The following is a 14327-nucleotide window of genomic DNA, read 5'->3' as shown; positions in this document are numbered from 1 at the left end:
AAAAGAAAGACATGAAAAAAGTATCATCCTATATATTTCTTGCGGCTACAACACTTTTGATGAGTAGTTGCCAAGATTATCTCAATATCAACGAAGACCCAAGTAATCCACAAGTTGCAGAAGGATACGCACTCCTTCCTCCTATCGTGTCTCAGATGGTTCGTGGCGAACAATTTGATGGCCGTTATGCGGGGCAGTACTCACAAGTTTGGTCATCATCAGCCGCAGGTAACACTTGGGATCTACATAGCTATGCTTCTGGTTCGGATGCAGGTGGCGAAAAGTGGCGTTCGCATTATTGGTCTATTGGTCAAAATATTGACTTGATTGTTGCAGACGGTGTGGCCAAACAAAAATGGGATTATGTTGGAGCGGCCAAAGCAATTCGCGCATGGTCGTGGCAAAGTACTTCCGATTGGCATTGTGAAATGGTATTAAAGCAAGCCTTTGAACCTAACCGCTATGTTTTCGATTACGATTCTCAGGATTTGATTTATGAAGAAGTTCGTCGTTTGAGTCAAGAGGCTTTGGACAATCTTAACAAAACTGGCGATGGCGTTGGTTCATTGGTAAGAGGTGATAAAGTTTATAGTGGCAATGTAGACAAATGGAAAAAGTTTGTGTATGCAAACTTGGCTCGTAATGCCAATCATATCAGCAATAAGAGCTCTTATAATCCTGATAAGGTAATCGAATATTGCGATAAAGCGATGTCATCTAATGCCGACAACTTTATGGTTCCTCACCGTGGTTCGAGTACTGCCGATGGAAATTTCTTCGGACCACTTCGTGACAATATGCAATCGTTTCGCCAGACTGACTTTAGTATCAGTTTATTGGATGGTCGAGTGTTCAATGGTGTGGTAGACCCTCGCTTGCCGTTGATGTTTACCGCTTGTGTAGATGGTGTTTTCAGAGGTGTAACTCCAGGGAGTGTTGACCCGAATGCTACGCCAGTCGACAACCCTAAGCGTGTTCCTATTCTTTGGGGTGTTCCTCCGTCTGCATTGGTTGGCAAATCACCAGTAGATGTTACCAAAGGAAAATACATTTACAAAGACGATGCTCCATTCCCAATTATTACTTATTCAGAAATTCAGTTTATCAAAGCTGAGGCAGCATTTAAGAAAGGTGACAAAGCTACAGCTTTGGCTGCTTACAAAAATGCCATCGCTGCTCACATGGATTTTGTAGGAGTATCTGCTACTGATAAGGCTGCTTTTCTAGCAAGTAAAGCGGTTAAGCAAACAGGTGCTGATTTGACACTTAGTGATATTATGTGCCAAAAATTCATTGCCTTATACGCTCACGGAAACGTAGAAACTTGGGTAGACCTTCGTAGATATAGATATGATTCTAATGTTTACACTGGCTTTACATTGCCAAGAACATTTGCTACTGAAAACAATGGCAAACCTGTTCAACGCGTACGTCCACGTTACAACTCAGAATATGTGTGGAACCGTGCCTCTTTGGATAAACTAGGTGGAAATAACCCTGATTATCATACTTACGAACAGTGGTTTACAAAAGCTGAATAAAGGTAGAATTGTAAGAAAACTATTGGTCTTATGGAATGAATCGTGGTTTTTCATGTCGTACCTATAGATGATACTCACTTACACTGCCATATATTTTTTTAAAATAGAGAGTATTTTTCTCCTAAATTTTACAAAAATGACATACAAAAGATTTTTATCAATAATAACCCTCGCTACTAGCATTTTCGGACTAGCAGCCTGTGGTGAACAAGCAGATTCTTTTCAAAATATTCTTCCAGCAACAGGTAGTCGCCTCAAATTTATTCATGCGGCACCAGATGTTGCAGGCGTAGATATTTATTTGAATGATAAAAAGTTTTCAGGAGTGAACACTACGCCTCCTGCGGCACCAAATTTGCTTACCTATGGTAATGCCTTTCCTCTCACGGCAGAATATGCGACTTATCCAGCAGGTGCAACCAAAGTTGGAGTAGTTATTCCTTCTTTGAATAATGCGGTTGGACTTACAGCCAATGTAAATCTTGAAGATGGGAAGTATTATTCAGTATTTGCGACAGGGGTTTCGCCCAATTATTCGGCGGTAGCCTTGGAAGACAAATTCCCTGCTGCCAATGGTAAGAATATCTATGTGAGAGTATTGAACTTAGTGTCCAACTCTACAACGATTGATTTCACGGTAAATGGGCAGACTATTGCGACAAATATTGCTTACAAAAATGCCGACAATACTTTTTATACAGTTCCTATCGATAATTTCTTATCTGGTACGATTACTGTACCATTTATTACAAAAGTTTCGGGAGGTGTGGCGCTGGTAACTACAGCCACTGTCAACCAAACATTGGTTGTGCCAGGCAAATGCTACACGGTATATGTAAGAGGAATGGTAACAACAGATGCAAAGAATCCGACCAAATATACACCTACAGCTAGTGTATTGGTCAATAGATAAGTTTGAGTGATGAATTGTGAATGTAATTTTTTAATGATCAATTCATCACTCAGCATTGTTACATAATCAATGGAGCGTGGAGGCGTATCCGTCCAGAAAAGCTTTCTTTATCACAGTAAGTATTCAAGTATTGAACATACTTACTCAAAAGTTAATTAATTAAGACAGATGTGTACACTTTAAAGGGTGAGATGTATTTTCTCACCCTTTTTTATTTAGGTAAAATCATCAAAATATTACTTACACTTCGCTCACCGAAATGGTCAAATAGTTTATTGTCAGAAGGAAAATTTACGACTCCATGATCAGGTTTATTCTTGATATACATCGTTGTCGAGCCTCCCCCATCGAGATTAATGGCATTTTTACATCCAAGGTTTTTTGTTAAAAAAGTTAACTCTTGCAAACTCATCCCTTGCGCTTCTGTGTTGCGACCATCAATTGTTATCAGTAAAATTTCCTTGGTTTTGGTAATACAGGCACAAGTGCGAGGATGTCGGTTATTGGTAAAAGCATTATTTTTGAGAGGCTCCTCTTTATCATCAAATAACAATAATGGTCCGGTTACCATGATGCTCTCTTCAGAAAGTTTCCTTTCCCAAAAGGGTAAAGTATCTCCTTTTACTATAGCAATCTTGTTCCTATGAATTACAATTGCCGAGCGACTATGATCTGGCAGCGCTTTGCGAGGATTATATGTTGCTGTGTCCAACACTTTTCCATCTATCTTGATTAAGTCAACTGCTCCACCTTTTTTAGTGTTAAAAAATCCACCATTCACAGCCACCAAAGCATTACTTGTAGCAGCAATCAAACTTGTTTTGAGTAATTTTCTGGTAGTATCTGACTCTTTATGATGAATATCTGCTGAACCCAAGGCAAATTTTACAGTTTTATTCTTCAGCTTGCTTTTTAAAATATGAATGCTCTGGTTTGATTCAAATAATTCTTTTTGCTGAAAATGAAAATATTGCCAGACAAGACCATTTCCTAGATTTTCAGTTTTCCAAATCGTATTCTTTAAGACCTCTACATCTTTTTTTGATTGTGAATAACTTCCAAAGATTGAAATAAAACTACAGGTTAGTAGTAAGAGATATTTTTTCATATTGTTGATAAAAGTTTAGTAAAACAGAACAACATACCCATAAATTAGCAACTTTGTAGCCTTTCCTGACTTGATAAAAGCACAAAAAGCCCTTCGTAAAAATACGAAGGGCTTATCTTATAGCTGAGTAATAAAATCTATATTAAGAATAAATTGATTATTCAAAATTCACAACTCATCATTCAACACTAATATCTACTCTACCGTTACCGACTTAGCGAGGTTACGAGGCTGGTCAACGTTACAACCGCGCATCACAGCAATATGATATGAAAGCAATTGCAAAGGAATTACCGATACCAACGGAATCAGCGCCTCGTGCATAGCAGGAATTTCAACCACATAATCAGCCATCGTTGGAATTAACTTATCTCCTTCCGTTACAATGGCAATTACCTGACCTTTACGAGCTTTTACTTCTTGGATATTCGATACTACTTTGTCGTAAGAACTATCTTTAGTCGCAATAAATACCACTGGCATTTCGGCGTCAATCAAAGCAATGGGACCATGTTTCATTTCAGCCGCAGGATAGCCCTCTGCATGGATATAAGAAATCTCTTTCAATTTTAAAGCGCCTTCCAAAGCCACTGGGAAGTTATAGCCACGACCCAAGTAAATAAAGTTGCGAGCATCTTTAAATTTCTCAGCAATCTCCTTGATTTTGCTATCACTTTGTAAAACTGTTTCAATTTTATGAGGAATACGCTCTAATTCAAACAAGAGTCGTCTAAAGGTATCCTCATGCAATGTTCCTTTTTTGCGAGCAACCGCAATGGCCATTTGTGTCAATACAATTACCTGTGCGGTAAAAGCTTTTGTTGATGCTACACCAATTTCAGGTCCGGCGTGAGTATAGGCACCCGCATGAGTAGCACGAGGAATAGACGAGCCTACGACATTACAAACACCAATAATCGTAGCCCCTTTTGACTTGGCTAGTTCAATTGCCGCCAAAGTATCGGCAGTTTCACCAGACTGAGAAATCGCAATCACAAAATCACCTTCTTTAATAATTGGATTACGGTATCTAAATTCTGAGGCATATTCTACTTCCACGTTGATACGGGCTAATTCTTCAAAAAGATATTCAGCCACTAAACCAGCATGCCATGAAGTACCACAAGCTACAATTACAATACGTTTAGCTTTAGCCAATTTATCGGTATATTCACGCAAACCACCCAGTACAAGGTGTCCGTTGTCTGCGTTTACACGACCACGAAGACAATCCGCTACAGAACGAGGTTGTTCAAAAATTTCTTTTAACATGAAATGCTCATATCCTCCTTTTTCGATAGCTTCAAGTTCTAACTCTACCGTTTGGATGTAAGGAGACTGTAAAGCATTATCGATATTTTTCACTGTTAATTCACCATCACGAACTACTGCAATTTCGTAGTCGTTCAAATAAATCATCTCATGAGTATATTCAATAATAGGCGTTGCATCAGAAGCAAAGAAAAACTCCTTCTCTCCTACCCCAATCACCAAAGGAGAACCCTTACGAGCAGCAATTAATTGCGTTGGATTGGTAGCATCCATTACCACAATAGCATACGCTCCTACTACCTCTTTCATAGCCAAACGAACAGCCTCTTCTAATGAACAGCCTGCATTGATTTGGATATCTTCAATAAAATGAACAAATACTTCTGAATCGGTATCAGAATGAAACTCATGTCCTTTTTTCATCAAGTTTTTCTTGATAGAACTGTAGTTTTCGATGATACCATTATGAATAATTGCCAAATTTCGACTAGCAGAATAATGCGGGTGAGCATTTCTATCATTCGGTTCACCATGGGTAGCCCAACGAGTGTGTCCGATACCGATAGTACTTTGGAGTGTTTCGTTAGTAATAGCCTCCTCTAAATCCTTTACCTTACCTTTTTTCTTGTAAACATTTAATGCCCCGTTCAACAATGCGATACCCGCACTGTCATAACCACGGTATTCCAAACGTTTTAAACCTTTGAGAATCAAAGGTGCGGCGTCACGATGCCCAACATAGGCTACAATTCCACACATAGTATAATGATTATAGTTTGAAAATTTGATTGATTATAGTTGCTTTATTCTTGTGTTTGATACGTAAAAATAATCAATTTGCCTTAACCTACATGAATTTCGACGAAAAAATACGGCAATATATTACTGTAAAAAAGAAAGCGGAGCACTCAGACCCTGAGTACTCCGCTTTAGTGAAGCAGCAAAAATTTTGCCAACTATTACTTTGAAATATGTGTATAGTAGACTCTCAGTTTGATGTTTTTAGCATTAAAAACTGCCTGAACTGGTTCTACTGCAACAATTCTTGAACTAGATAACACTGACACCGATGTTGACTGACTAGAAGCGAGTCCTATCCATGTTGGTGTAAGTATCCAACCATTCGTAGTTGCTTTACCCGATAAAATATTTTGTAAAGCCGAGGTTACGTTAAAGGTATAAGTATTGGCTTTTGTTGCATATGATGCGATTTGAGTCTCACTGTTTGCATAAACAAAACCATTGGTTGCGGTATAACGTAATGGACGATTAGCTCCATTTTCCTGAATCGCAACTAAATTAGTGATTCTTGAGAAACCAGAAACTGGTTGATCAGGCTCAAGGACTAACTCTGCTTTATTGATAGCAACGTTTTTATTGTTTTTCAACTTCAACAATGTCGGGAATCTCAATTTCACCGCCAAGCCAGAGATGTTATCCATGTATACATAACCACCCGCATCCGAAGACTTAAGTGCATCAGCAGCTTTCTTGATGTTAGCTAAAGCCCCTTTTCTATTGACAGTTATGTTAGACCAGCGAACATTTTGCTCACCTGTAGAAGCAGTACCATTACTCAAATAAAATGTAGTAGTTTTGTTAACACTTACTGTTGTATCTACACCTGTCGTTTTGCGATAAGTATAAGTATAGTGATACGAAAGATTCATCATACTCTGTCCTACAGAAAAGTAAGATAAAGCCGAATTCTGATTAGTTTCACTCACTAATACAAATCCTTTGACAACATCTTTGAACTTATCATACACTACTGCATTAGCACTCGATAAATTGCGCTTGGCAAAGATTTCTCTAGCCAAAGCCATTGGTAAAGGCACTTTAACGTAACTATACTTTGAGGTATCTTCAGAAGTAGAATTTGCATTCCTGATTGGCTTCAACGGATTTCTAGTCACAGTTGCCAATGGAGTCGGATCGTAATCAGGCAAAGCATCACCCGTATTGTAAACTTTACTCACTGTTGGAGTGGCTGTACTTTTAACTCTGTAAAGCTTGAAGGTTTGCGCTTTTGTGGTATCTCCCGCTACACGACGAAATACCAAATAAAGAGCAAGCGAATCCACAGACTCTACCAAAGAAGCTTTGTAGGCGTTGGTTCCAGCAGTATCGATTTTGATAGTATCGATATTTGTAGGTTGGAAGAACGTTTTAGAGGTATAATCACCAAAAACTGGATGGCTCATACTTCCAACAATTACCGATGGAATACCAGAGGTCTGCATCGAGTCCAATTGTATTGTTGATGCGTCTACCGTCAGGGTATCGGTGTAAGTTAAACCAATATCTTGACCGAAAAGCTCTGTACCAATTTCTTCAGGATCATCACAGGCCATCAAGAACGCACCTACAAGGAGTACCCAAAGGTTACGCACTTGCCAAATCTGTGTAAAGGTTGTAGTAGCTCTCGATATTTTCTTCAGGAACAAACTCGATTTTTTTGTCTGGTAATTCATCAACAATTGTGTTAAATTTCTCCGTAACTTCTTCTTCTGAGGTAATCACAGTATCTGCATACTCTGCTCCAATTTTGATAAAGCCAGCGTAGTCAGCCGTTTTGAGACTGTCAAGCATAGTATCCTCTATGTCCATCAATTTTACTTTTTCGTACAAACTTGTAGCTTCAAATTTGTGAGAGAAAGCACTATTATATACCGAGAATACGACTTTAGCATCTTTGAACATCGGATCGTTCTTGTAAGTTGTCTTTAAATACAACGGTACAAGAGACGTCATCCAATCATTGCAATGCACAATATCTGGAGCCCATCTTAATTTCTTTACGGTTTCTAACGAGCCTTTGCAAAAGAATATTGCTCGCTCGTCATTGTCCGAATAAAAGTTGTCTTCTTTGTCTGTGAAAACAGTCTTACGTTGGAAGTAGTCTTCGTTATCAATAAAATATACCTGCAACTTTGCCGATGGCAAACTTGCTACTTTTATAGTTACAGGCTTATCATCGTCACCCACTGGAACGGTGAAGCCCGATAATCTCACTACCTCATGAAGACGGTTTTTACGTTCATTGATCAACCCAAATCTTGGCACCAAGATTCTTATCTCCATTCCCTTTTCTTGCATGGCCGCTGGCAATTTTCTTACAAAATCAGCTACCTGAGTAGTAGAAAGGAATGGGTCAACTTCGCTGGCAACGTAAAGGATACGCAATTTAGACATTGTTGTCGTAGTTAGGAGCTTAGTAGTTGTTAAAAAGTGTTAACTGGTGTAAAATTTAACAAGTGTTTCAACGAGCGGTTTATCTCCTATTAATCGCTCAAACCTTGTTTACAACCAACTAACTATAACAAAAAACAAGCACAGATTTCGAAAAAAATTATGCAAAAATATAAAAAAAATACGGAAATTCCACAATCATTTTGCGAAGAATGTAAAAGAACCCTGTAGTTTTGAACGTTTTTTGCCATCTTCATCGAGCAAACGACCCAACTTTTGCCATAGTTGGCATTCGATTTTATAGACTAACTAAAACAAAAACAGGATGTTAGTATTTCATCAAATCTCAGTATTACAGGAACATCTCAAGCAACTTCGTAATCAAGGTATGACCGTGGGGTTTGTTCCTACTATGGGTGCTCTGCATCAAGGACATATCTCTCTTATCAATCAAGCAAAAGCTCAGTCGGATATAGTAGTATGTAGTATTTTTGTGAATCCTACGCAATTCAACAATGCGCATGATTTGGCTGTTTATCCGCGTACCCTCGAAGCCGACAGTCAAATGTTGGACGCCGCAGGATGCGATATTTTATTTGCTCCATCAGCTGAAGAAATGTACCCTAAATTGCCGACTATGAAGTTTGATTTTGGGGCTTTAGAGACTGTAATGGAAGGCGCATTCAGACCGGGACATTTTAATGGTGTTGGTATTGTTGTTTCAAAATTATTTCACATTGTACAACCCAACAAAGCTTTCTTTGGTCAAAAGGACTTACAACAGTGTGCAGTTATTTCGTGCATGGTCAATGAACTAAGCTTTAATTTGGAACTAGTGATTTGCCCAACTCAAAGAGAGGAAGACGGTTTAGCCATGTCATCTCGCAACAGAAATCTTAGTCCCGAACAGCGTGCTATAGCACCATCTTTGTATCAAGCATTGAACAATGCCAAGGCTAGTTTACTCCAAGATAAAGAGGTATCAGAAGTAAAAGGCGAGCTTGCTGAATTTCTGAACAACATAGAAGGCATTGAATTGGAGTACTTCGAAATATCTGATTTTGATACGCTACAACCGTTCCAAGGCATTTTATCTCAAAATTCGGGTGGAGGGAAAATAGCCCTATGCATTGCTGCATTTTTAGGTAAAACTCGCCTGATTGACAACATTATTATCTAGTTTTTTGAAGTAGGCTAAGCTTTCAATCTATTAAGAATTAGTCTATTTAATTGCCAAATAACTATTTACATAAGCTATCTTTGTGCAATTATTGAGGCTTGTAATTTGTTACACACTCAAATATTTGCAAATTTTAACAATAAAGTCATGTTTATTCATGTCATGAAATCAAAGCTCCACCGTGTTAAAATCACGCAAGCGGAGCTAAATTATGTAGGTAGCGTTACAATCGACGAAGATTTGATGGATGCTGCGGGGCTTATCGAAAATGAAAAAGTTCAGATTGTGAACAACAACAATGGTGAGCGTTTTGAAACCTACGTTATCACAGGAGAAAGAGGTTCTGGGACGGTTTGCCTCAACGGAGCAGCTGCCCGTAGAGCACAAGTTGGCGACATCGTAATCATCATTGCTTATGCGATCATGACACCTGATGAAGCAAAAGAGCACAAACCAAAACTTGTGTTTCCCGACCATAACAACAAACTAGTCATCTAGTATGGCTTTCAAATGGTGAACATAAGCTTATGTTCACCATTTGTATTTGAGCACTTACAAAATCTATAACCTTGGATACAAGCACTTATTGTAATTATTTCCTGATAACCAATATACTGTAAACTGATAACTTCTTCTTTCTAAAAAGATAGACTTTAAACCAATAACATCTTTTCACTAATCAACATTTATTTCATGAAAAATATACTTAAATATGTTATCTCTTTAGGACTTGCTGGATGTTTGATGTGGTTTGTTTTTAAAGACATCAATATCACAGATATGCTACATCAGTTTGCCAAAGCCAACTACTGGTGGATTATATTATCTGGTATTTTAGGTCTCGTAGCGCATATTTCTCGTGCAATAAGATGGAAACTTTTGATGGAGCCTTTGGGTTATAAGCCTTCAACTTTTCGCACTACCTTGGCTGTACTTACGGGTTATTTTGCCAACTATATCATTCCACGCATGGGAGAAGTAACTCGTTGTGGAACCTTACAAAAAACAGACGATATTCCGATTGAAAAATCTTTTGGAACCGTCGTAACCGAGCGTATTTTTGACTTGGTTATGTTACTCGTGATTTTTTTACTAAACCTTGCCTTAGAATTTACCAAACTTAAGGATTTCTTTATGGAGCAATTTGCGTCAAAAGTAACTCTTATTGTAGTTCTATTAGTGGTTGCTACTATTGGTGGTGTGGCAGGTATTTGGCTTTTCAAAAAGTACCAAGCCAAATTAGCAGAACACCCTATTTTAGGCAAAATTGTTGGATTGATTAATGGCTTGTTGGACGGTTTGTTAAGTATTGGTAAAATGCAAAAACCAGGGCTTTTCATTTTCTATACACTACTAATTTGGGTGATGTATTACTTTTCAGCTTACGTGCTGTTTTTTGCGATTCCCGAAACATCTCATTTGAGTATGCTGGCTGGTTTAACTGTTTTGACCATGGGAACTTTTGGTATGGCAGCTCCTACACAGGGGGGTATTGGACCATATCACTTCTTAGTTGGTAATGCGCTAGTATTGTATGGATTAGAACAAAAAAATGGTATTATTTTAGCCACCTTCATTCATGGTTCACAAATGGTTGCATTGCTATTACTGGGAGCGCTCAGCTTTTTGACTACTCTATTTTTAACCTCAAAATCAAGTAAATAAGAGCGTTAATCTTCGAATTACCATATTGACTTATTTTCAAATTGACGAAAAATAATAACCTAATGACTCAGGATAAAATTTGTACCTTAGAGCAAGCCATCAATCAAGTAGAGAAATGGCAATCTGAAGGAAAAAAAATCGTTTTTACTAATGGATGCTTTGATATAGTTCATCTTGGGCATATTGATTATCTGGAAAAAGCAAGAAAATTAGGCGACAAATTGGTGCTAGGACTCAATACCGATGCTTCAGTAAATCGTTTGAAAGGTCCTACTCGCCCTGTTGTAAATGAATATGCTCGCTCGAGAATGATGGCAGCCTTTGAATTTGTAGATACTGTCATTTTGTTCGATGAACCGACACCTTTACAGGTTATCGAGCAAGTAAAACCTGACATTTTGGTCAAAGGAGACGATTATACCGTTGAAAATATCGTTGGCTCAGATTTTGTTTTAGCAAAAGGAGGAGAGGTAAAAACCATTTCGTTGGTAGAAGGATATTCAACAACCTCTTTAATTCAGAAAATCAAACAGCTTTAATCATTAAATCATCATCGAGTCTCCCAAGACTCTACCTTCCGAAATAACATATTATTTAGAAAGTGATGACCCCAAAGCTGAAAGTCGATAGCCAAAAGGCTATTATGTTACCATTTTTAAAAACCATTTAACAAACAAGACTATGACAGGAATTTGGTTAATTTCCCTGATTTTTGGTGGGATTGGTATGTTAGTTAGTTGGCAACTAAAGAGTAAATTCAATGAATATTCTCAAATTGGTCTTGCCAATGGACTTTCAGGACGTGAAGTAGCGGAAAAAATGCTACAAGACAATGGCATTTACGATGTCAGAGTTTTATCTGTAGAAGGACAACTCACTGACCATTATAATCCAGCAGACAAAACCGTTAATTTAAGCCCAGATGTATATTATGGACGTAGCGCAGCCTCAGCAGCCGTTGCGGCTCACGAATGCGGACACGCGGTACAGCATGCCACTGCCTATTCGATGCTACAATTTCGTAGTTCAATGGTACCAGTATTGAGTATTGCGAATAACTTCACTCCTATGCTATTGATGATTGGTGTAATGATTATGTACTCCACAGGAAGTAAGTTGTTATTGACCATCGGTGTAGCACTTTTTGCGGTAGCAACTATCTTTAGTTTCATTACATTACCTGTAGAATTTGACGCCAGTAATCGTGCCATCAAATGGATGCAGCAAAGAAATATAGTAACACCAAGAGAACATGAAATGGCAAAGGACGCACTCAAATGGGCAGCCTTGACTTATGTAGTAGCAGCTATTGGTATGCTAGCGCAATTATTGTATTACCTAAATATGCTTTCGGGTCGTAGAAGTAATGACTAGATAAAAATTTAGTGAATCTTGATTGAGTGATTTAGTAATTATTTAAAATACATTTTCACTAGTAGAGATGCAATGATTGCGTCTTAAGCCAAGTAAAATCCTCCAAGTTTTCATCAAAAAAGGCGGTCGAAATTTGTTTTTCGACCGCCTTTTTTGATATTAATATGTTAGATAACTAATCAGTAAATTTAAAAGATATTCACTCCATTCGAAATAAATCATATTTGGGTGATCAATAGTATATCTGAGCTGCAATTTTATGATAGCCTCTTGACTATGAGTACATTCTAATAACTGATACACTATTAACAAATAACTCATATACCATTAACAGCTTGTTATTTATTTGGAAAGCTTACTATGACGATAGCCGTAGCCAAAATAAATCACAAGACCAATAATCAACCAAATAATGAAGATAGCCCAGTTAGTTACCCCCAATTCGGTCATCAGATAAAGGTTCGTTAAAATACCAAGTACAGGAAGTAATGAAAAATTATATCTGAAAGCCATAACTGACAATGCAATCCAAACCAACCAAAACACAGCCAATAGTGGTTTTTCTTGCAAATGCTCCACAAAAGTTCCTTGCGAAATAGCGTAGCTAAATCCAATGATAAACAAGGTAGCAACAATATATTTACCATTGATATATGGGACTTTAAAGGTTGCGTCTTTTGACAAACCTTGATAATCAAGGTATAAAATACCACCGCAAACCAAGATAAAAGCAAAGAAAGTACCCACACTTGTTAAGTCCACAAAAAAGCCCATATCCATAAACAAGGATGGAATTGCTACTACCAATCCTGTCATAATAGTCGCAAAACCTGGAGTTTTGAATTTAGGGTGAATTTCTGAGAACTTTTTCCATAACAATCCATCACGACTCATCGACATCCAGATACGTGGTTGCCCCATTTGATATACCAATAAGGCACTAGTAATAGCCACTACCGCTGACACAGAAATCACACCTGCCACAAAATCAAAGCCAATTTTTTGGAATACATACGCCAAAGGATCATCTACTTTCAATTCTGTGTAATTTACCATACCTGTCAAAACCAAGGTAATAGCAACATAAAGTACCGTACAAATTATGAGACAATAAATCATCGCACGTGGCAAATCTCTTTGTGGGTCACGACATTCTTCAGCCGTTGTCGAGATAGAATCAAATCCAATAAAAGCGAAAAACACAGAAGCTACACCTCCCAAAACACCCTGCACACCATTAGGGGCAAATGGCGACCAATTTTCTGGTTTTACATAAAATGCCCCAAGAATAATTACTAAGAAAATCACCAACAACTTCAACACAACCAAAGCATTACTTGCGGTACGTGATTCTTTAATACCAATATATACTAAACCTGTCACAAGAATAGTGATTACTCCCGCAGGTAAATCAATCAATAATTTTGCATTTCCAAAAATCGTTGGAGCGTGTTCATACGCCGCAGCAGCCACTTTCATGACGTCTGTTGCTTGCTCACCACGATGAATAGCCTCAAAAGCCTTGCTTGCTGTTCCGTAGTCAATAGTCAGATAATCAGGAAAATGAATACCAAAGCCCGTGAGCATTCCTACAAAATATTCAGACCATGATATGGCTACCACCATATTAGAAACCGCATATTCCAAAATCAAAGCCCAACCAATAATCCAAGCAAATATTTCTCCGAAAGACACATAAGCATAAGTATAAGCGCTACCCGAAACTGGCACCATAGACGCAAATTGTGCATAACAAAGCGCTGTAAATACGCAGGCGATCGAAACAAAAACAAAGAGAAGCGATACCGCTGGCCCACCTTCAAAGCTTGCTCTACCAATGGTACTAAAAATTCCTGCGCCAATAATCGCTGCAATACCAAAGGATGTTAAGTCTCTTACGCCAAGTACTTTTACTAAGCCCGACGAATGACCGTCTTCACTTTGGCTCAGTACACTCTGAATGTTTTTTTTACGAAAAATAGTGTTTTTAGACATTTAGTTTGAAGTTTTAGTGTTTGGGTAGCTACAGCTAGAATCAAAATAGAAAAGGGTTTAAGAAAAATCTCTCAGCCTGCTAGCCTT

Annotated in this window: 12 protein-coding genes; 7 read left to right on the top strand and 5 right to left on the bottom strand. The window is 38.1% G+C overall.

Annotated features, from left to right (window positions below; translation table 11 throughout):
* The first annotated feature begins 11 nt into the window (after positions 1-11).
* Both QM524_RS06380 and QM524_RS06375 read left to right on the top strand, forming a co-directional pair.
* Complete coding sequence (locus tag QM524_RS06380) at positions 12-1541, top strand: SusD/RagB family nutrient-binding outer membrane lipoprotein (protein WP_283343929.1); 1530 nt, start codon at positions 12-14, stop codon at positions 1539-1541.
* A gap of 136 nt (positions 1542-1677) precedes the next feature.
* Complete coding sequence (locus tag QM524_RS06375) at positions 1678-2454, top strand: DUF4397 domain-containing protein (RefSeq protein WP_095166482.1); 777 nt, start codon at positions 1678-1680, stop codon at positions 2452-2454.
* A gap of 211 nt (positions 2455-2665) precedes the next feature.
* Here the strand turns inward: QM524_RS06375 and QM524_RS06370 are convergent, their stop codons facing one another.
* The 4 genes from QM524_RS06370 to QM524_RS06355 all read right to left on the bottom strand — a co-directional run bounded on the left by QM524_RS06370 (position 2666) and on the right by QM524_RS06355 (position 8029).
* Positions 2666-3562 carry a phosphodiester glycosidase family protein gene (locus tag QM524_RS06370; protein WP_283343928.1) on the bottom strand — a complete coding sequence of 299 codons (897 nt, stop codon included), beginning with the start codon at positions 3560-3562 and terminating at the stop codon, positions 2666-2668.
* Positions 3563-3757: 195 nt separating this feature from the next.
* Complete coding sequence (glmS, locus tag QM524_RS06365; protein ID WP_095166479.1) at positions 3758-5593, bottom strand: glutamine--fructose-6-phosphate transaminase (isomerizing); 1836 nt, start codon at positions 5591-5593, stop codon at positions 3758-3760.
* Between the two features lie 200 nt (positions 5594-5793).
* Entirely contained in the window at positions 5794-7308 is a 1515-nt protein-coding gene (locus tag QM524_RS06360; RefSeq protein ID WP_283343927.1) for a DUF4270 family protein, read from the bottom strand.
* Positions 7220-8029 (bottom strand): glycogen/starch synthase, encoded by an 810-nt coding sequence (locus tag QM524_RS06355; RefSeq protein WP_095166477.1) that lies wholly within the window; start codon positions 8027-8029, stop codon positions 7220-7222. The genes QM524_RS06360 and QM524_RS06355 overlap by 89 nt, the downstream gene beginning before the upstream one ends.
* A gap of 322 nt (positions 8030-8351) precedes the next feature.
* Here QM524_RS06355 and panC point away from each other — a divergent pair, with 322 nt between their 5' ends.
* The 5 genes from panC to QM524_RS06330 all read left to right on the top strand — a co-directional run bounded on the left by panC (position 8352) and on the right by QM524_RS06330 (position 12245).
* Positions 8352-9206, top strand: a complete 855-nt coding sequence (gene panC / locus QM524_RS06350; protein WP_283343926.1) for a pantoate--beta-alanine ligase — start codon at positions 8352-8354, stop codon at positions 9204-9206.
* A 147-nt stretch (positions 9207-9353) separates the two neighbouring features.
* The gene (panD, locus tag QM524_RS06345; protein ID WP_095166473.1) at positions 9354-9704 is read left to right on the top strand and encodes an aspartate 1-decarboxylase; all 351 of its coding nucleotides are present in this window, start codon (positions 9354-9356) and stop codon (positions 9702-9704) included.
* A 195-nt stretch (positions 9705-9899) separates the two neighbouring features.
* Positions 9900-10871 (top strand): lysylphosphatidylglycerol synthase transmembrane domain-containing protein, encoded by a 972-nt coding sequence (locus QM524_RS06340; protein ID WP_095166471.1) that lies wholly within the window; start codon positions 9900-9902, stop codon positions 10869-10871.
* A 62-nt stretch (positions 10872-10933) separates the two neighbouring features.
* A complete protein-coding gene (gene rfaE2, locus QM524_RS06335; RefSeq protein WP_166552556.1) occupies positions 10934-11410 on the top strand; it encodes a D-glycero-beta-D-manno-heptose 1-phosphate adenylyltransferase in 477 nt (158 codons plus the stop codon).
* 142 nt (positions 11411-11552) lie between these two features.
* Positions 11553-12245 (top strand): zinc metallopeptidase, encoded by a 693-nt coding sequence (locus tag QM524_RS06330; RefSeq protein ID WP_095166469.1) that lies wholly within the window; start codon positions 11553-11555, stop codon positions 12243-12245.
* A 342-nt stretch (positions 12246-12587) separates the two neighbouring features.
* On the opposite strand, the gene QM524_RS06325 is transcribed toward QM524_RS06330, so the two are convergent.
* On the bottom strand, positions 12588-14240 hold the full coding sequence (locus QM524_RS06325; RefSeq protein WP_283343925.1) for an amino acid permease: 1653 nt from the start codon (positions 14238-14240) through the stop codon (positions 12588-12590).
* Between the last annotated feature and the right edge of the window lie 87 nt (positions 14241-14327).

The organism is Flectobacillus roseus (assembly GCF_030056595.1).
GTDB classification, from domain to species: domain Bacteria; phylum Bacteroidota; class Bacteroidia; order Cytophagales; family Spirosomataceae; genus Flectobacillus; species Flectobacillus roseus.
Note: the sequence above shows the minus strand (reverse complement) of the source record. Positions and strands in the feature narration are given on the sequence as shown.

What these genes read in the sequence shown, in the direction of transcription:
- QM524_RS06355 (WP_095166477.1), bottom strand. Translation starts at nt 8,029, where the DNA reads ATGTCTAAATTGCGTATCCTTTACGTTGCCAGCGAAGTTGACCCATTC.
- panC (WP_283343926.1), top strand. Translation starts at nt 8,352, where the DNA reads ATGTTAGTATTTCATCAAATCTCAGTATTACAGGAACATCTCAAGCAA.
- QM524_RS06325 (WP_283343925.1), bottom strand. Translation starts at nt 14,240, where the DNA reads ATGTCTAAAAACACTATTTTTCGTAAAAAAAACATTCAGAGTGTACTG.
- QM524_RS06375 (WP_095166482.1), top strand. Translation starts at nt 1,678, where the DNA reads ATGACATACAAAAGATTTTTATCAATAATAACCCTCGCTACTAGCATT.
- QM524_RS06370 (WP_283343928.1), bottom strand. Translation starts at nt 3,562, where the DNA reads ATGAAAAAATATCTCTTACTACTAACCTGTAGTTTTATTTCAATCTTT.
- rfaE2 (WP_166552556.1), top strand. Translation starts at nt 10,934, where the DNA reads ATGACTCAGGATAAAATTTGTACCTTAGAGCAAGCCATCAATCAAGTA.
- glmS (WP_095166479.1), bottom strand. Translation starts at nt 5,593, where the DNA reads ATGTGTGGAATTGTAGCCTATGTTGGGCATCGTGACGCCGCACCTTTG.
- QM524_RS06380 (WP_283343929.1), top strand. Translation starts at nt 12, where the DNA reads ATGAAAAAAGTATCATCCTATATATTTCTTGCGGCTACAACACTTTTG.
- QM524_RS06330 (WP_095166469.1), top strand. Translation starts at nt 11,553, where the DNA reads ATGACAGGAATTTGGTTAATTTCCCTGATTTTTGGTGGGATTGGTATG.
- QM524_RS06360 (WP_283343927.1), bottom strand. Translation starts at nt 7,308, where the DNA reads ATGAATTACCAGACAAAAAAATCGAGTTTGTTCCTGAAGAAAATATCG.
- QM524_RS06340 (WP_095166471.1), top strand. Translation starts at nt 9,900, where the DNA reads ATGAAAAATATACTTAAATATGTTATCTCTTTAGGACTTGCTGGATGT.
- panD (WP_095166473.1), top strand. Translation starts at nt 9,354, where the DNA reads ATGTTTATTCATGTCATGAAATCAAAGCTCCACCGTGTTAAAATCACG.